Origin of the sequence: Mesorhizobium sp. M0909, from assembly GCF_040319515.1 — a bacterium.
In the GTDB taxonomy this organism is placed as follows: domain Bacteria; phylum Pseudomonadota; class Alphaproteobacteria; order Rhizobiales; family Rhizobiaceae; genus Mesorhizobium.
Map to the genome: position 1 here is coordinate 327,356 of NZ_JAMYOA010000003.1, position 21,559 is coordinate 348,914.

The 21,559-nt window shown below is 63.6% G+C and carries 19 protein-coding genes; 12 read left to right on the forward strand and 7 right to left on the reverse strand.

Going from position 1 to position 21,559, the window contains the following annotated elements; translation table 11 throughout:
* The first annotated feature begins 98 nt into the window (after positions 1-98).
* Positions 99-923 carry a DUF2189 domain-containing protein gene (locus NKH83_RS06260; RefSeq protein WP_352479900.1) on the forward strand — a complete coding sequence of 275 codons (825 nt, stop codon included), beginning with the start codon at positions 99-101 and terminating at the stop codon, positions 921-923.
* 6 nt (positions 924-929) lie between these two features.
* Here NKH83_RS06260 and NKH83_RS06265 read toward each other — a convergent pair whose 3' ends face one another.
* A complete protein-coding gene (locus tag NKH83_RS06265) occupies positions 930-1,562 on the reverse strand; it encodes a LysE family translocator (RefSeq protein WP_352479901.1) in 633 nt (210 codons plus the stop codon).
* A 230-nt stretch (positions 1,563-1,792) separates the two neighbouring features.
* Between NKH83_RS06265 and NKH83_RS06270 the strand changes: the two genes are divergently transcribed.
* Both NKH83_RS06270 and NKH83_RS06275 read left to right on the forward strand, forming a co-directional pair.
* Positions 1,793-2,653, forward strand: a complete 861-nt coding sequence (locus tag NKH83_RS06270; protein WP_254817424.1) for a TIGR01459 family HAD-type hydrolase — start codon at positions 1,793-1,795, stop codon at positions 2,651-2,653.
* Between the two features lie 9 nt (positions 2,654-2,662).
* Positions 2,663-3,646, forward strand: coding sequence for a bifunctional riboflavin kinase/FAD synthetase (locus NKH83_RS06275; protein WP_352479902.1), 984 nt, complete (start codon positions 2,663-2,665; stop codon positions 3,644-3,646).
* Positions 3,647-3,725: 79 nt separating this feature from the next.
* Here NKH83_RS06275 and NKH83_RS06280 read toward each other — a convergent pair whose 3' ends face one another.
* Positions 3,726-4,280: an HdeD family acid-resistance protein gene (locus NKH83_RS06280; protein ID WP_352479903.1), complete on the reverse strand. Its 555-nt coding sequence runs from the start codon at positions 4,278-4,280 to the stop codon at positions 3,726-3,728.
* 348 nt (positions 4,281-4,628) lie between these two features.
* Here NKH83_RS06280 and NKH83_RS06285 point away from each other — a divergent pair, with 348 nt between their 5' ends.
* Both NKH83_RS06285 and NKH83_RS06290 read left to right on the forward strand, forming a co-directional pair.
* Positions 4,629-5,534: an alpha/beta hydrolase gene (locus tag NKH83_RS06285; protein ID WP_254817427.1), complete on the forward strand. Its 906-nt coding sequence runs from the start codon at positions 4,629-4,631 to the stop codon at positions 5,532-5,534.
* A 199-nt stretch (positions 5,535-5,733) separates the two neighbouring features.
* Positions 5,734-6,540 (forward strand): MipA/OmpV family protein, encoded by an 807-nt coding sequence (locus NKH83_RS06290; RefSeq protein WP_502894288.1) that lies wholly within the window; start codon positions 5,734-5,736, stop codon positions 6,538-6,540.
* 16 nt (positions 6,541-6,556) lie between these two features.
* Here the strand turns inward: NKH83_RS06290 and NKH83_RS06295 are convergent, their stop codons facing one another.
* Positions 6,557-6,991, reverse strand: a complete 435-nt coding sequence (locus tag NKH83_RS06295; protein WP_352479905.1) for an RES family NAD+ phosphorylase — start codon at positions 6,989-6,991, stop codon at positions 6,557-6,559.
* A gap of 2 nt (positions 6,992-6,993) precedes the next feature.
* Complete coding sequence (locus NKH83_RS06300) at positions 6,994-7,368, reverse strand: Xre family toxin-antitoxin system antitoxin (RefSeq protein ID WP_352479906.1); 375 nt, start codon at positions 7,366-7,368, stop codon at positions 6,994-6,996.
* Positions 7,369-7,727: 359 nt separating this feature from the next.
* On the opposite strand from NKH83_RS06300, the gene ileS reads away from it, so the two are divergent.
* Positions 7,728-10,718: an isoleucine--tRNA ligase gene (ileS, locus tag NKH83_RS06305; RefSeq protein ID WP_352479907.1), complete on the forward strand. Its 2,991-nt coding sequence runs from the start codon at positions 7,728-7,730 to the stop codon at positions 10,716-10,718.
* Positions 10,719-10,913: 195 nt separating this feature from the next.
* The gene (locus tag NKH83_RS06310; RefSeq protein ID WP_352802620.1) at positions 10,914-11,594 is read left to right on the forward strand and encodes a hypothetical protein; all 681 of its coding nucleotides are present in this window, start codon (positions 10,914-10,916) and stop codon (positions 11,592-11,594) included.
* 84 nt (positions 11,595-11,678) lie between these two features.
* On the opposite strand, the gene NKH83_RS06315 is transcribed toward NKH83_RS06310, so the two are convergent.
* Positions 11,679-12,131, reverse strand: coding sequence for a nucleoside deaminase (locus NKH83_RS06315; RefSeq protein WP_352479909.1), 453 nt, complete (start codon positions 12,129-12,131; stop codon positions 11,679-11,681).
* A 76-nt stretch (positions 12,132-12,207) separates the two neighbouring features.
* Between NKH83_RS06315 and NKH83_RS06320 the strand changes: the two genes are divergently transcribed.
* From NKH83_RS06320 to NKH83_RS06340, 5 genes are all read left to right on the forward strand, one after another.
* Complete coding sequence (locus NKH83_RS06320; protein WP_352802623.1) at positions 12,208-14,133, forward strand: pseudouridine synthase; 1,926 nt, start codon at positions 12,208-12,210, stop codon at positions 14,131-14,133.
* Entirely contained in the window at positions 14,114-14,668 is a 555-nt protein-coding gene (gene rsmD, locus NKH83_RS06325) for a 16S rRNA (guanine(966)-N(2))-methyltransferase RsmD (protein WP_352802625.1), read from the forward strand. The genes NKH83_RS06320 and rsmD overlap by 20 nt, the downstream gene beginning before the upstream one ends.
* A gap of 99 nt (positions 14,669-14,767) precedes the next feature.
* Positions 14,768-16,132: a M16 family metallopeptidase gene (locus tag NKH83_RS06330; RefSeq protein ID WP_352802628.1), complete on the forward strand. Its 1,365-nt coding sequence runs from the start codon at positions 14,768-14,770 to the stop codon at positions 16,130-16,132.
* 166 nt (positions 16,133-16,298) lie between these two features.
* Positions 16,299-17,549, forward strand: a complete 1,251-nt coding sequence (locus tag NKH83_RS06335; protein ID WP_502895548.1) for a M16 family metallopeptidase — start codon at positions 16,299-16,301, stop codon at positions 17,547-17,549.
* The gene (locus NKH83_RS06340; protein ID WP_352802634.1) at positions 17,546-18,409 is read left to right on the forward strand and encodes a patatin-like phospholipase family protein; all 864 of its coding nucleotides are present in this window, start codon (positions 17,546-17,548) and stop codon (positions 18,407-18,409) included. The genes NKH83_RS06335 and NKH83_RS06340 overlap by 4 nt, the downstream gene beginning before the upstream one ends.
* A 167-nt stretch (positions 18,410-18,576) precedes the next feature.
* On the opposite strand, the gene NKH83_RS06345 is transcribed toward NKH83_RS06340, so the two are convergent.
* Both NKH83_RS06345 and NKH83_RS06350 read right to left on the reverse strand, forming a co-directional pair.
* Positions 18,577-19,113 (reverse strand): dihydrofolate reductase family protein, encoded by a 537-nt coding sequence (locus NKH83_RS06345; protein ID WP_352802637.1) that lies wholly within the window; start codon positions 19,111-19,113, stop codon positions 18,577-18,579.
* A gap of 213 nt (positions 19,114-19,326) precedes the next feature.
* The gene (locus NKH83_RS06350; protein WP_352802753.1) at positions 19,327-21,057 is read right to left on the reverse strand and encodes an adenylate/guanylate cyclase domain-containing protein; all 1,731 of its coding nucleotides are present in this window, start codon (positions 21,055-21,057) and stop codon (positions 19,327-19,329) included.
* Positions 21,058-21,559 lie beyond the last annotated feature (502 nt).

The following is a 21,559-nucleotide window of genomic DNA, read 5'->3' on the forward strand; positions in this document are numbered from 1 at the left end:
CAAGCACGCCCAGATCGGCTATCATGTCGACGTTCTTGAAGTGGCAGCTGCGGGCGGCCATCCTGGCGGTGACCGCCCCGACACACGGGAGAAAGGTTATGGCCGGCTTTCATGTCATGGCTGATGCACGTGGAATGCATGTACAGCCCACGGTGCGCCGCATCAGCACCGAGGATCTGATTGATGCGCTCCGTCTCGGCGTCGAGGATTTCTGGGCCAAGCCGTCGCATTATGTGTTCCTGTGCCTGATCTATCCGGTGGTCGGCCTGATCCTGACGCAGTGGACCTCGGGCTCGAACGCCATCCAGCTGATCTATCCGCTGATGTCCGGCTTCGCTTTGGTCGGTCCGTTCGCGGCTATCGGCCTTTACGAAATCAGCCGCCGGCGCGAGTTCGGCATGGATACATCCTGGTGGCATGCGCTCGACGTGCGCCACTCGCCGGCGCTCCCCGCGATTGCGGTCATCGGCATCATGCTGCTGGTACTGTTCCTGCTCTGGCTGTTCACCGCGCAGTCGATCTACACCAGCCTGTACGGCAATCAGCCTCCGGCCTCTATTGCCGGCTTTATTCGCGAGGTGCTGACGACCAGCAAGGGCTGGACGCTGATCCTGCTCGGCAACCTGGCCGGGTTCGTCTTCGCCGCGATCGTGCTGGCGACGACCGTCGTCGCCTTTCCGCTGCTGCTCGACCGCGATGTCGGCGCGGTCTCGGCAGTCGAGACGTCGGCGCGCGCCGTCCTGACAAACCCGCTACAGATGGCGCTGTGGGGCCTGATGGTCGCCGTGCTCCTGGTCATCGGCTCGATCCCGCTATTTGCCGGGCTTGCCGTCGTCATGCCCATCCTTGGCCACGCGACCTGGCATCTTTATCGCAGGGTGGTCGAACCGGAGCGGGCGGAGCAGGTCAGGCGGCCAATGTAGGACCGATCAGCGTTGCGCGTCGGTTGCCATCTTGACGGCCAGCGCGGTCAGCACCGTACCCATCATCCAGCGCTGGATCACCATCCATAAGGGCCGCCCGGCGAGGAAAACCGCGATCGAGCCGGCCGTCACCGCGATGATGGCATTGACGGTCAGGCTGATCGCGACCTGCGTGGCACCGAGCACTAGAAGCTGCGACAGCACGTGGCCCTTGCCGGGGCTGATGAATTGCGGCAGCAGCGACAGATAGAGCACTGCCACCTTCGGGTTGAGCAGGTTGGTCATCAGGCCCATCGCGAACAGCTTGCGCGGCCTGTCTTTCGGCAGTTCGCGGATATGGAAGGGCGAGCGCCCGCCGGGCTTCACCGCTTGCCAGGCGAGCCACAGCAAATAGAGCGCGCCGGCAAGGCGCAGCACATCATAGGCAAAGGGTACGGCGAGCAGCAGCGCGGTGATGCCGAACGCCGCCGACAGCACATAGAACAAGAAACCGAGCGCCACGCCGCCCAGCGAGATCAGCCCGGCCTTCGGCCCCTGCGACAGCGAGCGCGAGATCAGATAGATCATGTTCGGGCCGGGCGTCAGCACCATGCCGAGGCAGACCAGCGCGAAGGCAAGGTGGTTGGCGGGTTCAGGCAAGAGCGCATCTCCGGATGGGAACACTCACCACATGCTTCCATCATCCGCAAGGGCATGAGGGCAGGAGCCTTTGCGCCAGTGCGCCGGGCCTCCTGCCTTAGTTCCCGGACGACAATCTTGCGGACACAATGAAAGCTGGTGACAGGGCGAAGCGCTTCGGTTAATCCGGGCCGGCCGCTACGGACCGTCGGTCGCGGCGCTTGCAAGCATCATGGTACAGGGACAACGGCATGGCGGATTCGCCCGACATCATCGGTTCGCTCGCAGACTTGTCGGGAGCCTATTCAGCCATACTGTGCGACGTCTGGGGCGTGGTGCACAATGGCGAATGGCATTTCCCGGCGGCGGCTGCCGCGCTGATCGCTGCTCGCGCGGCGAGAATACCTGTCGTGCTGATCACCAATTCGCCGCGCCGCAGCGCCGACGTGGTGGCGCAGATGAACGCCATCGGCGTTCCTCCCGCTGCCTATGACCGTGTCGTAACGTCCGGCGACGTTACCCGCGATCTGATCGCCGAAGGGCCGCGAAAGATCTTCCATATAGGCGCCGATCGGGATTTCACGCTCTATGAGGGCCTCGACGTCGAGCTCGTCGAGGAGTTCGAAGCATCCGGCGTGGTCTGCACCGGCCTGTTCGACGACGAGGTGGAGAAGCCGGAAGATTATGCCGATCTTCTGCGGCGGCTGCGTGCCAGGAACCTGCCCTTCATCTGCGCCAATCCCGACATCGTCGTCGAGCGCGGCGAACGCATGATCTGGTGCGCAGGCGCTTTGGCCCGCGAATACGCACAGCTTGGCGGACGCACGCTGATCGCCGGCAAGCCGTACGCGCCGGTCTATGACGTCGCCATGAAGGAGGTCGCCGTCATTCTCGGCCGCCCGGTCGAGCGTTCGCAAGTTCTGGCCATCGGCGACGGCATGATGACCGACATCAAGGGCGCGGCCGACAATGGCTTCGACGTGCTCTACGTATCGGGCGGCATCCATGCCCGCGATTACGGTGAGACGCTGCAGCCGGATCCGGCCAGGCTCGCGGCCTTTCTGGAAAAATACGGCTACAGGCCGGTCGCGGTGATTCCCAGACTGCAATAGGTTCAAGCCATGACGGCAATGTTCGAACGCATTTCCGCAACCGCACCGCTGCCGGCCCATCTGCGCGGCGGCGTGGTGGCTATCGGCAATTTCGACGGTGTCCACCGCGGCCACCAGGCGGTGCTCGAACGCGCGCGCGCCGAAGCGGAGCGTCGCGGCGTACCCGCCCTGGTGCTGACCTTCGTACCGCATCCGCGAAAGGTTTTCAGGCCGGACATGCCGCTGTTCGTGCTGACGCCGCCGCCGATGAAGGCGCGGCTGTTGTCGCATCTGGGCTTTTCGGCGCTGGTCGAGCAGCCGTTCACACGCGAGTTCGCCTCCTTGTCGGCGGAGGCTTTCGTCACCGGCGTGCTCGAGCGCAACCTCGGCATAAGCCACGCCGTCACCGGCTTCGATTTCCATTTCGGCAAGGACCGCCAGGGCGGTCCGGCCTATCTGATGGCTGCCGGCGAGCGCCATGGCTTCGGCGTCACGCTGGTCGATGCGTTTCGCGACGAAAGCGCCGAGGTGGTGTCGTCGAGCCGCATACGCACGCTGCTGTGCGAGGGCAATGTGGCCGAGGCCGCCGGCTTGCTCGGCTACCGTTTCACCGTCGAGGCGGAGGTGATCGGCGGCCAGCAGCTCGGCCGGACACTCGGCTTTCCGACCGCAAACATGAGGCTTTCGCCGGAAGCCACCCTCAAGGAAGGGATTTATGCCGTCCGCTTCCGCCGCGCCGACGGTTCCCTTCATGATGGCGTCGCCAGCTTCGGCCGCCGGCCGACGGTCGACGACAATGGCGCGCCATTGCTGGAGACCTTCGTCTTCGACTTTTCCGGCGACCTCTATGGCGAGATTTGTGCCGTGTCCTTCTTCGGCTACCTGCGCTCGGAGGTGAAGTTCGACGGGCTTGACGCGCTGGTCGCCCAGATGAAGCGTGACGAGGCCGAGGCGAAGGCACTGCTCGCCGGCGTCAGGCCGCTTTCCGGGCTGGACGCGGCCATTGCTTTTTAGAGCATGGTCCCGACCCGAAGGTCAGCGAAGACAAAAAGGGGGAACCGGTTTTCCGACTAAGATCATGCTCAACCAGAATTTATCTCTTCAGCGCCAGGCCGACGGCAATGAAGGTCCAGCCTTGGAAAATCAGGTCGACGGCCAGGAACAGGCCGAGCACCCACACGCTGTTGACCGGCCAGCCCATGGCGATGACCAGTCCCGCCAGCGCGCTGATGACGCCGGCCGTGACCACCCAGCCCCAGCCCGGCTGCGGCCGGTGGCTGTAGCCGACCCAGGCCCTGAGCACGCCTGAGGCAAGCAGCGCGACCGCCAGGAGGAATGTCAGCACCGCCGAGGCCAGCAGTGGATTGTAGAAGGCGAAGAACCCGGCGACGGCGTAGAGAAGGCCGCTGAGCAGCCAATAGAAGAAGCGGCCCCATGTCTTCACGCCGAACGCATGAATGATCTCGATGACGCCGGCCATCAGCATCAGCCAGCCGACGACATAAACCGAGGCGACGGTTGCGATGAACAGATTGCCGAAAGCAATGCCGCCGAAGATGAGCAGCAGCACCCCGAGCGCGACGAACCATCCCCACTTCGCCCGCGTCTGGCCAATGGCGTCTTTCATGGCATCGCTGTGCACGGTCATTGCCCTTCTCCGTCAAGGTTGCCTAGCTTCTTTGTTCCGAAAGGTAGCGCCGATCGCCTTGCCCGTCCAGCGAGCAGGCTGTGAGCGCCACACTCCCGAGCGATCCGCTTGCCAGACCTTCGCTTTTTATCCGAGGCGGCCAAATACCAGATGGAATATTCGATCGTGTGCAGGGGTGGGCCAGCGCTAAAAGATGACAAGCGGGTTTACGGGCGACCCGTCGTCCCGTGTATTCGCCATGGCGCAAGTGTAACGAAAAATTCCCAGCGCTGGCGTTGGCCCTTTATCGATGACGTGCGGCTGCTGCTGTATACCGTGTTCTACGCTTGATGAGGCTGGGGAAGCAAAATGAGCGATATGGACGAACACCGCGATCTGCTGGAGATCAATGCCATCCGTAGGCTGTTGACGTCAAAACCACGAACGGTCCGCTGGGACGAACGCCGGGCACGGCTCGACGAAGTCGGTTCGGTCTGGCCGGTCGCGGAGGACATCCGATGCGAGCATGTGGTTTTCGATGGCCTCGAGGGAGAGTGGTCCCTGGCGCCTGGCAGTAACAGGGATAAGATTCTGCTCTTTTTCCACGGTGGCGGCTACTGCTCCGGCTCTCTTAAAAGTCATCGTCGAATGGTGACCGAGGCAGGTCGGGCAATGGGAATGCGCACCCTCGCGATCGCCTATCGACGCGCGCCGGAACATCCTTTCCCTGCGCAACATGAAGACGCACTCACCGCATGGCGCTTTCTGAGGCGGCAAGGCATTGCGCCGGATCGCACCGTGGTTGGGGGAGACAGTGCGGGCGGCAACCTCACCCTGTGCCTGGTCAGTATATTGCGCACGGCAGGCGAGCGGTTGCCGCGATGTCTTTGGCTGTGTTCGCCCTGGACGGACCTTTCGATGTCCGGCGCGACACTATCAACCAAGGACGCAATCGACCCTATCATCCACCGGGCGTATTTGGGGGAACTGGCAACCGCCTATGTTCCCAATGGCGTTGGTCGGCGCGATCCGCTGATCTCGCCTTTGTTCGCCGATCTGAGCGGATTTCCCCCAATGCTTATACAAGTCGGTTCGGCCGAGACGCTGTTGTCGGACGCAACTCGGCTCGCGGAAGCCGCTGGCGCGGCTGACGTCAAAGTACGTCTCGAAATTTGGCCGCATATGATTCACGCTTGGCCGGTTTGGAATGCGGGGCTGGGTGCCGGTCGGCGCGCTCTTCACAGCGCGGGGATGTTTGCCCGCGAATATTTATAACCCCTGCCGAAGCAGCTGCTGGCGCATTCCAAACATCTTGATCTGGAATCTTGGTGCGCCAGTACAATTCGCTGCAATGCGGAAAACAGCCCGGCCAACGCTGCCAAGGTTACGGACATTAAGTCAAATTTTACCGAACTGGCGCCATGGCTTGGATCAAGGCTGATAGTGTTCGTCAACGCGTTCGACGTATGGAGTAATGATGCGGTCTGTCCCGACGGTCTTGGCCGCATTCATGCTCGGCACCTGCGGCGTTGCCAAGGCAGGCGAGGGCACCTTCGGCTGGATGTCCGGAGACTGGTACCTGACGGTCGGCGCCACCGGCATGGTTGCCCCGAATTTCGAAGGCGGCAAAAAGTACCTGCTCAGCGCCTCGCCAATCATCTCGCTCGGCAAGGCTGGTCCCGCGGCGCGCTTCACCTCGCGCAACGACAATATCTCGTTGGCATTGATCGACGATGGCGGCGTCCGCGCCGGCCTGACAGGCAAGTTCCTGTTTTCCCGCGACGGTGGTGATGCCGACGAGTTGAAGGGTCTCGACCCGGTGCGCTGGGGCGGCGAGGCCGGCGGCTTCTTCGAATTCTATCCTTTGGATTGGCTGCGTGCCCGCGCCGAATTGCGGCATGGCATTCGCGCCCATAACGGCTTTGTCGCCGACATCGCCGCCGACGCCTTTTACGATGTGACGCCCGATGTCAGGATTTCGGGCGGGCCGCGCGTTTCATTCGCCTCATCGGACTATTTCGACGCCTATTACGGCGTTGATGCCGAGGAGTCCCTGGCCTCGGGGCTCAGCGAATATCATCCCGGTGGCGGGGTGAAGTCGGCGGGCCTGGGCGGCGCGGTGACCTGGAAGGTGACCGAGCCGATGACGGCCAGTCTGTTCGGCGAATATTCCCGCCTGATGGGCCCGGCCGGCGATTCCAGCCTGGTCAAGGAGCGCGGCGATCGCAACCAGTTCACGATCGGCGTGTCGACGACCTACCGCTTCGATTTCTCGATGTGAGCGGGCGGGCGTCGGCTCATTTGATCAAACGGCTGTCGAACGGATAATGGTATAGGCCCGCAATCGTAATGCGTGACGCATCGTCATGGGTCGGGTTGAGCAGATAGTTGTTTGCCTTGCGCATTATGATCGAAGGAATTTTCATGAGCGCGTAACGATTGGCCGAGAGAAAGTCCGTGCCCTGTCGCCGTGTCGATTCCATGTCCTTGTCCCAGCCGTCCTGGATAACCGGTTCGGTCATTTCTATTCCGTCCGGAACGTCGATTTCGATAAGCTGGTAGGTTTCCGGAACGGTTTCGCGCGTCGCATGCACCAGTATCTCCAGCAGTGCCGTCGAAGGGTGGTCGGTGCAATAGACGATGGGCATTCCGCGCCTGTTCCATCTTCCATCAACGAGCGTTCCGCCACGACCCGAGAGATCCGCGAAACTGGAGATGCGCCAGATGCGCATCGTCAGGCAAGCATGCCAAAGTCGATACGGATAAGCTCTTCGGAAACGACGTGGGCGCCGGTCTCTGTCTCAAGGAGATCGATCGGCCTTGCACCATCCAATGCTATGATCTCGCTTCTCAGCCAACGCTGGGCTTTCTCATGGCTACCGAATACCCGATCCGCCTGCTCGGCGATGCGTTCAAGGCGCAGGGCGCGGTCGGATTCAGCTGGCGAAAGCGGCTCGGCATGTTCCTTGCGACGCGCCAGCGTGCGGCGGGGGGCAACGATACGATAGAGTTCTTCGCTACTGAAACCCAGACTGCGCAGATGATCGATCTTGTCCGTAGGGACGGAAAAGTCGCGTGTTGCGCGAATTGCCCTTGCTGCGACCGACATGAATTGTTTCCTTGGCACTGCAGGCCATTTGCCTACAAATGTATGCGCAATTGGCACCTAACGCAAGGAAGCATCAGAGTTCGGGCTTTTCAATATCGCCTGTCTCGGCTAAAAGCCCAGCCATGACGAGCTTTTCGCGCCTTCTCGCGACTGCGATACGAATTACAGGCCCGGTGTTCCGGGCGGCTTGACCGCCGCCGGGGCCGCCGGGAATCTTGCGCGCGGCCTCTCGCGCTTTTTCCAGATCATCAACGCATATCGCCCAAAAGTGGGTCCGGTTTTGGGAAGACGATATGCGTCAAAGCGAAGAACTTCAACGCCCGGGCTCTTTTGCCGCCGGCAACGCATATGGCAGACGAATGACTGATACCGAGACCGCCGAGACGATCGACTATTCCAAAACGCTCTACCTGCCGCAGACGGATTTCCCGATGCGCGCCGGTTTGCCGGAAAAGGAACCGCTGCTGGTCAAGCGCTGGCAGGACATGGACCTTTACCGCAAGTTGCGCGAAGACGCAGCCGGCCGCGAAAAATACGTGCTGCACGACGGCCCGCCTTACGCCAATGGCAACATCCATATCGGCCACGCGCTGAACAAGATCCTCAAGGACGTCATCACCCGCTCGTTTCAGATGCGCGGCTATGACTCGAACTATGTACCCGGTTGGGATTGCCACGGCCTGCCGATTGAATGGAAGATCGAGGAGCAGTACCGCGCCAAGGGCAAGAACAAGGACGAGGTGCCGGTTAACGAGTTCCGGCAGGAATGCCGTGAGTTTGCGGCGCACTGGATCAAGGTGCAGGGTTCCGAGTTCCAGCGCCTCGGCGTCGTCGGCGACTTCGACAATCCCTATACGACGATGGCTTTCCACGCCGAGGCGCGCATCGCCGGCGAGCTGCTGAAATTCGCCATGTCCGGCCAGCTCTATCGCGGCTCCAAGCCGGTGATGTGGAGCGTCGTCGAACGCACCGCGCTGGCCGAGGCGGAGGTCGAATACCAGGACTACGAGTCGGACACGATCTGGGCGAAGTTTCCGGTCGTCAGCCTCGCTCGCCAGGTCATCAACATCGAGGATGGACAGCCAGCCCTGGATCCCAAGCTGACGCAGACGTCGCTCGATCTGCTTGATGCCAGCGTCGTCATCTGGACGACGACGCCGTGGACAATCCCCGGCAACCGCGCCGTCAATTACTCGCCGCGCATCAACTATGGTCTCTATGAGGTTACAGCGGCCGAGAACGCCTTTGGTCCCCAGCCCGGCGAAAAGCTGATCTTTGCCGAGAAACTTGCAGACGACGCTGCCGCGAAGGCCAAGGTCACCCTGAATCGGCTTCGCAACGTTGGCGCCGAAGAGCTTGAAAATCTTACGCTTTCGCATCCCCTCAAAAGTCTGGGTGGCGGCTACGATTTTCCCGTGCCCATGCTCGCCGGCGATCATGTCACCGACGATGCCGGCACCGGATTCGTCCACACCGCGCCGGGACACGGCCGCGAAGACTTTGACGCCTGGATGGATGCCGCCTCTGACCTTCGCCAGCGCGGCATCGACACTGCGATCCCCTTCACCGTTGACGATGCCGGCTTCTTCACCAAGGACGCGCCGGGCTTCGGCCCGCACCGCGAGGGTGGAGCGGCGCGCGTCATCGACGACAATGGCAAGAAGGGCAACGCCAACCAGGCTGTCATCGACGAGCTGATCAAGCGCAACGCGCTGTTCGCGCGCGGCCGCCTGAAGCACTCCTATCCGCATTCCTGGCGCTCGAAGAAGCCGATCATCTTCCGCAACACGCCCCAATGGTTCGTCTATATGGACCAGGAGCTTGGCGACGGCACGACGCTGCGCGGCCGCGCGCTGAAAGCCATCGACGATACCCGCTTCGTGCCCGCCGCCGGCCAGAACCGCATCCGCGCCATGATCGAGGAGCGCCCCGACTGGGTGCTGTCGCGCCAGCGCGCCTGGGGCGTGCCGATCGCCGTCTTTGCCGATGCCGACGGCAACGTGCTGCGCGACGAGGCAGTCAACCAGCGCATCATGGACGCCTTCGAGAAAGAAGGCGCCGACGCCTGGTTCGCCGCCGGCGCCAAGGAGCGGTTCCTCGGCAATCACGATGCCTCGAGATGGCAGCAGGTCATGGACATCCTCGATGTCTGGTTCGATTCAGGCTCGACGCATGCCTTCACGCTTGAGGACCGGCCCGACCTGAAATGGCCGGCCGACCTCTATCTCGAAGGCTCCGATCAGCATCGCGGCTGGTTCCACTCGTCGCTGCTCGAAAGCTGCGGCACCAGGGGCAGGGCGCCCTATGACACCGTCGTCACCCATGGCTTCACCATGGATGAGGAGGGGCGGAAAATGTCGAAGTCGCTCGGCAACACGGTCGTGCCGCAGGACGTCATCAAGCAGTCCGGCGCCGACATCTTGCGGCTGTGGGTGGTGACGACCGATTATTGGGAAGACCAACGGCTCGGCAAGAACGTGCTGCAGACCAATATCGACGCCTACCGCAAGCTGCGCAACACCATCCGCTGGATGCTGGGCACACTCGCCCATGACGACGGCGAGGAGGTGCCGCTGGACAAGATGCCGGAGCTGGAGCGGCTGATGCTGCACCGGCTCGCCGAACTCGATGAAGTCGTACGCTCGGGCTACGACGCGTTCGAATTCAAGCGCATCACCCGCGCGCTGCTCGACTTCATGGTGGTCGAGCTATCGGCCTTCTATTTCGACGTCCGCAAGGACGCGCTTTACTGCGAAGCGCCTTCCAGCGTGAAGCGCAAGGCTTCCGTGCAGGTGGTGCGCCATCTCTTCGACTGCCTGGTGAAATGGCTGGCGCCGATGCTGCCCTTCACTATGGAAGAGGCTTGGCTCGACCGTCATCCGGATGCGGTCTCGGTGCATCTCGACCAGTTCCCGAAAATCCCGGCGGACTGGAAGGACGAGGCGCTGGCGGAGAAGTGGCGCAAGGTGCGGCAGGTCCGCCGTGTCGTCACCGGCGCGCTGGAAATCGCCCGCGCGCAGAAGGTCATCGGCTCTTCGCTGGAAGCGGTGCCGGTCGTCACCCTCGACGATGCCGCGCTCGAAGCGGCGATCGCCGATGTCGATATGGCCGAGATGGCGATCACCAGCGATCTGGTAATCGTGCACGGCAAGGCGCCGGCGGGCAGCTTTACCCTCGACGACGTTAAAGGCGTCGCCGTGGTCGTCGAGAAGGCGGAGAACCGCGGCCTGGTGAAGTGCGCGCGCTCTTGGCGCTACACCGCCGATGTCGGCTCAGATCCGGAATTCCCGGATGTTTCGGCCCGTGACGCCGCTGTCCTGCATGAACTCAAGGCTTTGAGCCGCCTCTAAGGCGGTGCACAAATGCCACGGCGGGCAGCCGATCGGCCCCGGCGCGTTGCCCTTAACGAGTGGTTGAGGTAAACACGCGAAACTCCGGACGACAAATTGTCGCCGGAATTCCGTCGGAAGAGCATAGGCGACCGGGACCGGACCTTTCTTTGGCCGGCGGCAATCGAGAGGCTGTCTACAGTGGGACTTTTTGGCATGACCGAGAGAACTTACGCGCGCGTTGCGCTGCTGGCGCCGCTTGTCGTATCGGGCCTCGCCTTGTCCGGCTGCATGGGCTCGCCCACTTACGGGACCGACAAGCCTGCTGCCTCGCAGCTTGCCGACGACCTCACGGGGGCTTTTTCCTTCGCACCCAAGCGCAAGGAGAGTATCGACTACAAGCCGCGCCCCACGCTGGTGAAGCCGGGGCCAGGGCAGAAGGAAGTGTTGCCGCCGCCCCAGGAAAGCATCGAGACGGCAAGTGCCGAATGGCCCGAATCGCCGGAGCAGCGCCGTGCCCGCCTGCGCGCCGATGCCACCCTGCATCAGGACGACCCGGCCTACCAGGCGCAGATTGTCGATGACGTGCAGACCGACCCGGTGGCCGTCAAGGCCGCGATGGCGCAGTCGGCTTCGAGCCATCCGCCGGCATGGACTCCAGCGGATTCGGACAAGGGCCGCGCCGCGGAAGTCAAGCGCCGTCTGGCTGAAGGCAAACAGGGCGACCCGACCACCCGCAGATATCTGAGCGAGCCGCCGGTGCAATACCGCGCCGCCGCCCCCACCGCGCCGGTGGATGACCTCGGCGAGGATGAGTACAAGAAGGAACGCCGCCTCAAGAAGGAGGCGGCCGCCAAGAGCAAGAGCGGCGGCATGTTCGACTGGCTGCCCTGGTAGCCTGACGGCGCCAGAGACGTTCTTGCCTGGGTTGGCTGGCTGGACTGGCTGACTTGGATTTGGACCGTCTGCCGGACCGGAAAATCAGGGTCCGCGTCGCTCGCGAAAAAAGTCTTTCAGCAGCGCTGCCGCAGCGTTCTCGGCCATGCCCGGATAGATATCGGGCACATGGTGGCAGGTTGGTGACGTGAAGAAGCGAACGCCGTTGACCACTGCGCCGCCCTTCTCGTCGGCAGCGCCGAAATAGAGCCGGCGCAGCCTGGCGAAGGAGATGGCGCCGGCGCACATGGCGCACGGCTCCAGCGTCACGTAGAGATCGTGGCCGCTGAGCCGCTCACTGGAAAGCTTGCGGCAGGCCTCGCGGATCGCCAGCATCTCGGCATGGGCAGTGGGATCGGCGAACTCGCGGGTGCGGTTGCCGGCACTTGCAACGACCGTATCGCCGCCGACGACGACCGCGCCAACCGGCACCTCGCCACGCTGGGCGGCGGCTTCGGCCTCTTTCAGCGCCAGCGCCATGAAATCCTGCCGCTTCACGCGGTTTCCATTCCGATTATCTCCTCGCCACTAGAGCGCGATCCTGTTACTACCCGCGCAAACGAGCAAAGGCCACATGGACGACAAAAACAAGAAATTCCCGCGCAAGGCCGGGCCGAAGCCGGCAGGGCCGCGCGGTCGCGACAGCGCTCCCGGCAAGGGCGGCAAGCCGTCCTTCGGCGCCAAAAAACCCTACACTCCGCGCGGCGACCGGCCGGCGGCGGCCGAAGGCGAACGGCCGAAGCGCGACTTCAAAGGCGACCGGCCATTCAGCAAAGGGCCGCGTCCGGAAGGCAAGCCTTATGAACAGCGCGAGGGTTCACGCAAGCCGTACGCACCGCGCGGCGACCGGCCAGCGGCGGCCGAAGGCGAACCGCCGAAGCGCGACTTCAAGGGCGGCGACCGGCCGTTCAGCAAAGGGCCGCGTCCGGAGGGCAAGCCTTATGAGAAGCGCGAAGGTCCGCGCAAGCCCTACGCGCCGCGCGGCGACCGGCCGGCCGCTGCCGAAGGCGAGCACGGTGAAAGGCGCTTCGACCGTCCCAAGCGTGACTTCGGCGATCGTCCCAAGCGTGATTTTGGCGGCGATCGGCCGCAAGGTGCACAAACGGCACGGGCGGCGTCGGACGGCGGCTTCAAGCCGCGCCCGCGTCGCGTCGAGGTAACGGAAGAAGCCGGCGAACGCATTGCCAAGCGGCTGGCGCGTGCCGGCCTGGCCTCGCGCCGCGATGCCGAGGAACTGATTGCGGCCGGTCGCGTCAAGGTCAATGGCAAGGTGTTGTCCTCGCCGGCCTTCAACGTGATGCCCGGCGACATCATCCATCTCGACGGCATGGAGATCCCTCCGATCGAGCGCACCAGGCTGTTCCTGTTCCACAAACCGGCCGGCGTGGTCACCACCAATCGCGATCCCGAAGGCCGCAAGACCGTCTTCGATGTGCTGCCCCCCGGGCTGCCGCGGCTGATGACCATCGGCCGGCTCGACATCAACACCGAAGGCCTCCTGCTGCTTACCAATGATGGCGGCCTGTCGCGCGTCCTCGAACTGCCGGCCACCGGCTGGCTCAGGCGCTACCGCGTGCGCGTCCACGGCAAGGTCGAGGAAAGCGCGCTTGCCGGCCTGCGCGAAGGGCTTGCCGTCGACGGCGTCTTTTATGGCGCCATCGAAGCGACGCTCGACCGCGAGCAGGGCTCGAACGCCTGGCTGACACTCGGCCTGCGCGAAGGCAAGAACCGCGAGGTCAGGAACATCCTGGGCTCGCTCGGTCTCGACGTGACGCGGCTGATCCGCATTTCCTACGGGCCGTTCCAGCTCGATGATTTGCCGGAAGGCCATGTGCTGGAGATCAAGGGCCGCGTGCTGCGCGACCAACTCGGCGAGCGTCTGGTCGAAGAGTCCGGCGCCAATTTCGACGCCGATATCGCCAAGCCATTTTCCAACAAGCCGGTCAGGCGTGAGCGGGAGGAGGAGCCCGAGCGGCCGAAATTCACCCGCGACGGCGAACGCCGGCCGATCGGCGAGGGCGGCCTGATCAAGAACCGCAAGCGTCGCGAAGGCAGCCGCGACGAAGCGCTCGGCAAGCTGTCGACAAGCCCCGACAGGAGCTTTGGGCCGAAAAAGAGCTTTGGCGAGCGTGGCCCCAGACCTGAACGCAGCGACTTCGGGGACAAACCCCGTGGCGACAAGCCGCGTGGCGGCTTCGGTGGGAAGAAGTCCGAACGCGAGCAGCGGCCGATCGAGCCGCCGGGCCAGCGCAAGGCCAATGTCTGGATGGCGCCGGGCGCACGGCCGATCGGCAAGGGCAGGGCGGAGGCAGACGCCGCCAAGGCGGCAGAAAACAAGGCGCGCAAGGCCTCGTTCAAGCCGTCTTACGGCAAGCCCGGCGGCAAGCCGCAAGGCGGCGGTGCAAAGCCGTTCGGCAAGCCACGCGGCGAGCGTCAGGATGGCGGTGGCGACCGGCCGCGCGGCGGCCCGAAGGGAAGCAATGCGGATCGTCGGCGGTGAGTTTCGCGGGCGTCCGCTGGCGACGCCCCGCACCTTTGCCATCCGCCCGACGACCGACCGCACGCGTGAGGCGGTCTTCAACGTGCTGGCGCATCGCTTTCCGGAAAGACTGGACGGCGCGCGCGTCCTCGACCTGTTCGCCGGCACCGGTGCCCTCGGCCTCGAAGCGCTGTCGCGCGGCGCCTCCTACGCTGTCTTCATCGAGGAATCCGCCGAAGGGCGCGGCCTGATCCGCACCAATGTCGAGGCCTTCGGCCTCACCGGCCGCACCAAGATATTCCGCCGCGACGCGACGGCCCTGGGCGAGGCGGGCACCATCGCCGCATTCGGCCTGGTCTTTGCCGATCCGCCCTATGGCAAAGGGCTTGGCGAACGCGCCTTGCGCTCGGCCAAGGCCGGCGGCTGGCTCGCCCCCGGCGCGCTCTGCGTCGTCGAGGAAGCGACGGCGGCGCCGTTCGAGGCAGGGCCGGGCTTCTCGGTTGTCGACGAGCGCAACTATGGCGAGACGGTCATCCGGTTTATCGAGGCCGCCTGAGTTCGGTGTCCCGCGATGACGCCTTCAAAATGACGCACAATTCGCTTTGCCTCGACCAGCAACCCCGCCTATCGTCCGACCACCAAACCGGAGCCATCTATGACATTTCAGGCTGAATGGCTGCGCGGAACGCTCTTGGGGCTGGCTCTGGTGATGGCCGCGCCGGCTCTGGCGGGCAACAATCCCGACGACGGCGTCGTGACCGATTTCCTGCTCGACAACGGCATGGAGGTCGTCGTCATCCCCGATCACCGCGCCCCGATCGTCACCCATATGGTCTGGTACAAGATCGGCAGCGCCGACGAGCCGCCGGGCAAGTCCGGCATCGCCCATTTCTTCGAGCATCTGATGTTCAAGGCGACCAGCAACCATGCGGCCGGCGAGCTCGACCGCGCCGTCGCTGCCATCGGCGGCTCGGACAACGCCTTCACCTCCTACGACTACACCGCCTTTCACGAGACGGTGGTGCCGCAGGCGCTCGGTGAGATGATGGGCTTCGAGGCTGACCGCATGCGCAACCTCATCCTCAACGACGATGTCATCAAGACGGAGCGCGACGTCATCCTCGAGGAGCGCCGCTCGCGCATCGATAGCAATCCGCAGGCGGTGCTCGACGAGGAAGTCGACGCCACGCTGTGGCAGAACCAGCCCTACCGCATTCCGGTTATCGGCTGGATGCAGGAGATGGAGAAGCTGAACCGCACCGACGCGATGGCCTTCTACAACAAGTACTATACACCCAATAACGCCGTGCTGGTGGTGGCCGGCGATGTCGAGCCGGAAACGGTCAAGGCGCTGGCCGAAAAGACCTATGGCAAAATCGCGCGCGGCCCGGATCTGCCGCCGCGCATCCGCCCGGTCGAGCCGGAACAGAACACCAGGCGTACGGTGACGCTGACCGACGGGCGCGTCAGCGTGCCGAGCTTTACCACGCAATGGGTGGTCCCGTCCTATCACACGGCAAAGCCCGGCGAAGCCGAAGCGCTCGACGTGCTGTCCGAAATCCTCGGCGGCGGCAACCGCAGCCGGCTCTACCAGGAGCTTGTCGTCAGGCAAGGCATCGCCGCGGCGGCCGGCGCCTTCTTCCAGGGCACCATGCTCGACGACACCAATTTCACCGTCTACGGCGCGCCGCGCGGCGATGCCAAGCTTGCCGACATCGAGGCCGCGGTCGACGCCGAGATCGCCCGCATCGCCAAAGACGGCGTCACCAGCGACGAGCTGGAAAAATCCAAGGACCGCTTCGTCCGCTCGATGATCTTCGCCCGCGACAAGCAGGAGGACATGGCCAACATCTATGGCTCGACGCTCGCCACCGGCGGCAACGTCCAGGACGTTCAGCAATGGCCGGACCGCATCCGCAAGGTCACCGCCGACCAGGTCAAGGCGGTCGCTGCCCGCTATCTCAATCTCGACCACGCAACGACCGGCTATCTTCTGCCGCAAACCCAAGCTGGGAATTGATGTGATGATGAGCCAGCATGGTCCCGCTCTGCCTTCTCCCCTCGTGGGCTCCTTCCCTTCTCCCACAAGGGGAGAAGGGAAGCGCCAGCACGCCGGCCCGCTTCTAGCGACCCTGTTCCTCTCCCTCGTCTTCCTCGTCCTGCCCGCGCTTTCCGCTCGCGCCGCCATGAACATCCAGGAGGTGACCTCGTCGAAGGGCATTACCGCCTGGCTGGTGGAGGATTATTCGGTGCCGATCGTCGCCATCCGCTTCGTTTTCGATGGCGGCGCGACGCAGGATCCGCCCGGCAAGGAAGGGCTTGCCAATCTGATGAGCGGCCTGTTCGACGAAGGTGCCGGCAACCTCGACAGCGAGGCCTTCCAGATCAAGCTCGACGACGTCGGCGCCGAGATGAGCTTCGACGCGCAGCGCGACGGCATTTACGGTTCGATGCGCATGCTGGCCGACCAGCGCGACGGCGCCTTCGACCTGCTGCGCGTGGCGGTCAACCAGCCGCGCTTCGACCAGGTGCCGATCGACCGCATCCGCGCGCAAATCCTGTCCGGCATCATCGCCAGCGAGCGCGATCCCGATACGCTCGCCCAACGTAAATGGCTGGACGCGATCTACGGCAGGCATCCCTATGCGCGGCCCGACCAGGGCACCAGGCAGAGCATCGCGACGATCACGCCGGCCGATCTCAGCGCCTTCCACAAGGCAAATTTCGCCCGCGACGGCCTGCATGTCGCGGTGGTCGGCGCCATCGATGCCGAGACGCTGAAGCAGAAGCTCGACCTGGTGTTCGGCAGCCTGCCGGAAAAGCAGGCGCTGACGCCCGTTCCCGACATCGACCTGAAGCTCGGCCAGCGGCTCGAGGTCGTCTACGACCAGCCGCAGGCCTCGCTGCAACTCGCCTATCCCGGCGTGAAGCGGAATGCGCCGGACTTCTTCGCCGCGGTGCTGATGAACGAGATTCTCGGCGGCGGCACCTTCACCTCGCGGCTGTTCGACGAGGTGCGCGAGAAGCGCGGCCTGGCCTACAGCGTCAGCTCCGACCTCGTCGACCACCAGCATTCCGAGGCGCTGTCCATCACCACCTCGACCCGCGCCGACAGGGCGGCCGAGACGCTGGCCGTGGTGCGCGACGTGGTCAAGCGTATGGCCGACGAGGGGCCGACCGAAGCCGAGCTGGCAGCGACCAAGAAATACATGATCGGCGCCTATGCCATCAACAATCTGAATTCCTCGGGCGCGATCGCCTCAACGCTGGTCGAGATCCAACTCGGCAAGCTCGGCATCGACTACATGCAGCGCCGCGCCGCCCTGATCAACGCGGTGACGCAGGACCAGGTGAAAGCGGTGGCGAAAAAGCTGCTCTCCGCCGAGCCGGCCGTCATGGTGGTCGGGCCGAAGCTGGGCGCGGCCAACAAGGGATGAGCCCTAGCTTCGGCATCGCCTTTGGCGGCGGCGGCGCGCGCGGGCTGGCGCATATCCATGTTATCGAGGCGCTGGACGAGCTGGGCATCAGGCCGGCGGCAATCGCCGGCTCGTCGATCGGCGCCATCATGGGCGCCGGCATGGCCTCTGGTATGACCGGCAAGGACATCCACGACTATGCGCGCTCGATCCTCGGCCGGCGCGCCGAGGTGGCGACGCGCATGTGGCGGGCGCGGCCCGGCACTTTTGCCGAAGCAATGCAGGGCGGCCTGCGGGTCAGCCAGTTCAATGTCGAGCGCATCCTCAAGGCGTTCCTGCCCGATGCCATTCCCGAGACCTTCGCCGAACTCAAAATTCCGCTGAAGGTGACGGCAACGGATTTTTATGGCCACAAGCTCGCGGTGTTGGCCGAAGGCGAACTGCCTTCGGCGCTGGCCGCCTCGGCGGCGATTCCGGCGGTGTTCCGCCCGGTGATGCGCGACGGCAGGATGCTGATCGACGGCGGCATCTACAATCCCGTGCCATTCGACCTGATCGAGCTCGACGCCGACATCATCATTGCCGTCGACGTGGTCGGCGCGCCGACCGAGGCCGGCCGCAAATTCCCGACCTCCGTCGACCTGATGTTCGGCGCCACGCAGCTGATGATGCAGTCCATCATCGCCAGCAAGCTGAACCAGAGCCGGCCCGACATATTGGTCCGGCCGGCGGTGTCGAAATACCGGGTGCTCGACTTCATGAAGGTCGAGGCGCTGATGGCCGAGACGGTTGCGATCAAGGACGAGCTGAAGCGCGAGGTGGAGCAGGCGCTGAAGGCGAGGGAAGACGCTGCGGTCGAGGGCAGGCAGCGGACGGTGTAGGGAAGCTGCCAATCTTCCCCTTGAGGGAGATGTCGCCGAAGGCGACAGAGGGGGTCGTCTCGCGCAATGCGCCAACCCCTGCTGTCGAAAGAGAGGAACCGCGCCCGGTCGAACCGACCCCCTCTGCCCTGCCGGGCATCTCCCCCTCGAGGGGGGAGATTGGCTGATCACGCCATCCCGGCCGCATACTCCAGCGCCACCACGCCGTTGCTGAATTGCGTGGCCGAGATCAGCTCGAGCGGCAATTGCGCGCCGGGCGGGAACAGCAGCTTGCCCTGGCCGACGGCACCGGGGTAGCTGAGCAGCCTGATGCGGTCGACCAGGCCGTTGCGCAGCAATTCCTGCGCGACGCTGAGGCTGCCATGCACATAGATGTTGCCGCCGCTGCCTTGCTTCAGCCCTCTGACCGCGTCCGGCAACGCGCCAGTCAGCAGCTCGGCCGGCTGCCAGTCGAGCGCCCGCAAGCTGGTCGAGGCGATATATTTCGGCAGCGCGTTGAACCGGTCGGCGAAGTCTCCCGTCTCCTTGGGCCACGAGCCGGCAAATATCTGATAGGTCGTGCGTCCCAAAAGCATGGCGCCGCTGTCGGCAAGCTCGTCCTCCTTGAATTTCTGCATCTCATCGTTCCAGGCGACGCTCGGCAGCTTCTCGACCTCGGCGATGCCGTCGACGCTGATGAATTCCGTGACGATGAGTTTTCGCATGGCGGGTTCCTTTCTGCCGAGCGCGGGTCTTGTGCGAACTGCACCGTCAACTAGCGCGGCGTTTTTTCAGGGGGAGGGCTTTCCCTGTTCAGATTCGATCTGCAATGACCGTCCCGCTGAGCAATACCATGAGCCAGCAAGGTAGAAGAGAGCCGAGCTATTTCGTCGTGGCTAAGGTCCAGCTTATCGCCGATCGTGCGCGTTACGGGCTGCCTACAGGTTGGCAATACCGGCTTTCAGCAGTCCTTCGCGGATGTGCTGCACATCGGACTCCTGGGCATAGTGCAGGGTGGCGATGAATGAATCGAGGTCGAATTGGGGATCGAGCGTTCTGATCTTGCCCAGATGCGCCGCGGCCGCGATTTCGTCGCCGAGCCAGCCGTAGCAGGCAGCGGCGAAAGCGTGCTGAGCCGCGTCCATGGTCGACAGGTGCATGAAAGCTTCGATCGCCTCGCCATACTGGCGCGCGGCGAAATGCGCCTTTCCCAGATGGCTCCAGAACCTCTCCGGGTGGTGCGGGTTCAACTGCATGGCCTTGCGGATCCATTCAATTCCCTCTTCCGGTCTCCCCAGCCACGTCAATAACTCGCCTTGCTGCACCACCACGAGGTCGTAATTGGGATTGAGGGCCAGCGCCCGTTCCTGATGGTAGCGCGCTGTGGTCAGCTCATTGTTGTTCACGTTCACTGCCGCGAGAATGCGGTGGACATCGGCATCGTTGTTGTCTAGCGCCAGCGCCCTGTCGAGCGCTGCCATAATGTTGTTCCAGACGGCATCCCTGTCTTCGCACCAGTTATGGACCCAGGCCTGGCCAAGAATGCAGGCCCGCCAGGCATGGGCATGGGCATAATCGGGGTCGAGCGCGACGGCCCTCTCTATCAAGGTTCGCGCGCGTTCATTATCCGCAATCGTGCTTCGGTGATGCAGCACCTTGGCAGCGAGCACACATTCATACGCGGCCATGTTTGCAGGTTTCGCCCGCGCGAGCTGGTCCCGCTGAGCCGCCTCGACACGACCGGGCAGCGTGGCTGCGATCGCCGCCGTCACCTCATCCTGAATCGCGAATATGTCGACCAGCTTCCGGTCATACTTGTCTGCCCAGATATGAGCGTCATTCGCCGTGTCGATGAGCTGAACCGTCACGCGCACCCTCTCGCCGATCTTGCGGACGCTTCCCTCCACCAGGTATTGGACGTCGAGTTTCTCGGCCACCTCGCGCACATTCACGGCGCGGTTCTTGTAGACGAAGCTGGAATTGCGCGAGATGACGAACAACTCATGGTGGCGGGACAGTTCGGTGATGATGTCCTCGGTCAGTCCGTCCGCGAAAAATTCCTGCTCGGGGTCGCCGCTCATGTTGGTGAATGGCAGCACCACTATCGAAGGTTTCGAGATGGATCGCTTTGCCTCGATCTCCGGCAGGACAGGACTGTCAAGCCCGATGCGATAGAGGCGAACCGGGCGGCTGATGTTCTTCAACGTCTTCTCGCCCAGGTCCTCCATCGCAATTTCGAGACGGTCGGCAATTTGCGTCGCCACCGCTGCGGTCACGCAGATGCCGCCGACGTCGGCGAGTTGCTCGATGCGCGAGGCAATATTGACGCCGTCGCCGAAAATATCCTCATCGTCGAAAATGATGTCGCCGAGATTTATGCCGATCCTGAATTCGATACGCCGTTCTTGCGGCACATCCGAATTGCGCCGTTTCATGCGCTGTTGGATTTCCACGGCGCATTTCACGGCATCGGTCACGCTCTGGAACTCAACGAGCATGCCGTCTCCGGTGGTCTTGATGATCCGGCCCTTGTTCTTGGCGATGGCGGGATCGACCAGTTCTATGCGATGGGTCCGAAGGCGTGCGAGCGTGCCGGATTCGTCGGCCTCCATTAGCCGGCTGTAGCCCGCCATATCGGCAGCCAGAATTGCGGCTAGTCTCTGTTCCATCGCTGAACCAAAAACCAAGCCTACGCTTCCTGGGCCGCCAAATCCAGCAATTTGGGCTTGTGGTTGGATCAAGACGTCATCCTGCCGCGCCAGCAAGAAAGGGCGGATCAGAACCTTCCGCCTGGTGGCTGCCGATCGCATCAACGGCGGGAGGCGCGGCGCCGAGCTCGTCGAGGCGATATATTTCGGCAGCGCATTGAACCGGTCGGCGAAGTCTCCGGTCTCCTTGCGCCACGAGCCGGCAAAGATCTCATAGCGCCCCAAAGCATGGCGCCGCTGTCGGCAAGCTCGTCTTCCTTGAACCTTTGCATCTCATCGTTCCAGGTCACGCTGGGCAGCTTCTCGACCTCGGCGATGCCATCGACGCTGATGAACTCGTCGCGTGCTCGGTTTCATAAAACTTGACATTCTGATCAGCAAGACGCTGCTATCAAGGACGAGCTGTAACACGGGAGGGGGGGAAGGTGGTGAAGGGGTGGAACAAGGACGGGACGCGGTCGCT

Excerpts from the sequence above, each read along its gene's own strand:
- NKH83_RS06320 (WP_352802623.1), top strand. The coding sequence starts at position 12,208 with ATGGACGACAAAAACAAGAAATTCCCGCGCAAGGCCGGGCCGAAGCCG.
- NKH83_RS06345 (WP_352802637.1), bottom strand. The coding sequence starts at position 19,113 with ATGCGAAAACTCATCGTCACGGAATTCATCAGCGTCGACGGCATCGCC.
- NKH83_RS06280 (WP_352479903.1), bottom strand. The coding sequence starts at position 4,280 with ATGACCGTGCACAGCGATGCCATGAAAGACGCCATTGGCCAGACGCGG.
- NKH83_RS06260 (WP_352479900.1), top strand. The coding sequence starts at position 99 with ATGGCCGGCTTTCATGTCATGGCTGATGCACGTGGAATGCATGTACAG.
- NKH83_RS06270 (WP_254817424.1), top strand. The coding sequence starts at position 1,793 with ATGGCGGATTCGCCCGACATCATCGGTTCGCTCGCAGACTTGTCGGGA.
- NKH83_RS06350 (WP_352802753.1), bottom strand. The coding sequence starts at position 21,057 with ATGGAACAGAGACTAGCCGCAATTCTGGCTGCCGATATGGCGGGCTAC.
- NKH83_RS06300 (WP_352479906.1), bottom strand. The coding sequence starts at position 7,368 with ATGTCGGTCGCAGCAAGGGCAATTCGCGCAACACGCGACTTTTCCGTC.
- rsmD (WP_352802625.1), top strand. The coding sequence starts at position 14,114 with ATGCGGATCGTCGGCGGTGAGTTTCGCGGGCGTCCGCTGGCGACGCCC.
- NKH83_RS06310 (WP_352802620.1), top strand. The coding sequence starts at position 10,914 with ATGACCGAGAGAACTTACGCGCGCGTTGCGCTGCTGGCGCCGCTTGTC.
- NKH83_RS06330 (WP_352802628.1), top strand. The coding sequence starts at position 14,768 with ATGACATTTCAGGCTGAATGGCTGCGCGGAACGCTCTTGGGGCTGGCT.
- NKH83_RS06290 (WP_502894288.1), top strand. The coding sequence starts at position 5,734 with ATGATGCGGTCTGTCCCGACGGTCTTGGCCGCATTCATGCTCGGCACC.
- NKH83_RS06295 (WP_352479905.1), bottom strand. The coding sequence starts at position 6,991 with ATGCGCATCTGGCGCATCTCCAGTTTCGCGGATCTCTCGGGTCGTGGC.
- NKH83_RS06340 (WP_352802634.1), top strand. The coding sequence starts at position 17,546 with ATGAGCCCTAGCTTCGGCATCGCCTTTGGCGGCGGCGGCGCGCGCGGG.
- ileS (WP_352479907.1), top strand. The coding sequence starts at position 7,728 with ATGACTGATACCGAGACCGCCGAGACGATCGACTATTCCAAAACGCTC.
- NKH83_RS06285 (WP_254817427.1), top strand. The coding sequence starts at position 4,629 with ATGAGCGATATGGACGAACACCGCGATCTGCTGGAGATCAATGCCATC.
- NKH83_RS06275 (WP_352479902.1), top strand. The coding sequence starts at position 2,663 with ATGACGGCAATGTTCGAACGCATTTCCGCAACCGCACCGCTGCCGGCC.
- NKH83_RS06335 (WP_502895548.1), top strand. The coding sequence starts at position 16,299 with ATGAACATCCAGGAGGTGACCTCGTCGAAGGGCATTACCGCCTGGCTG.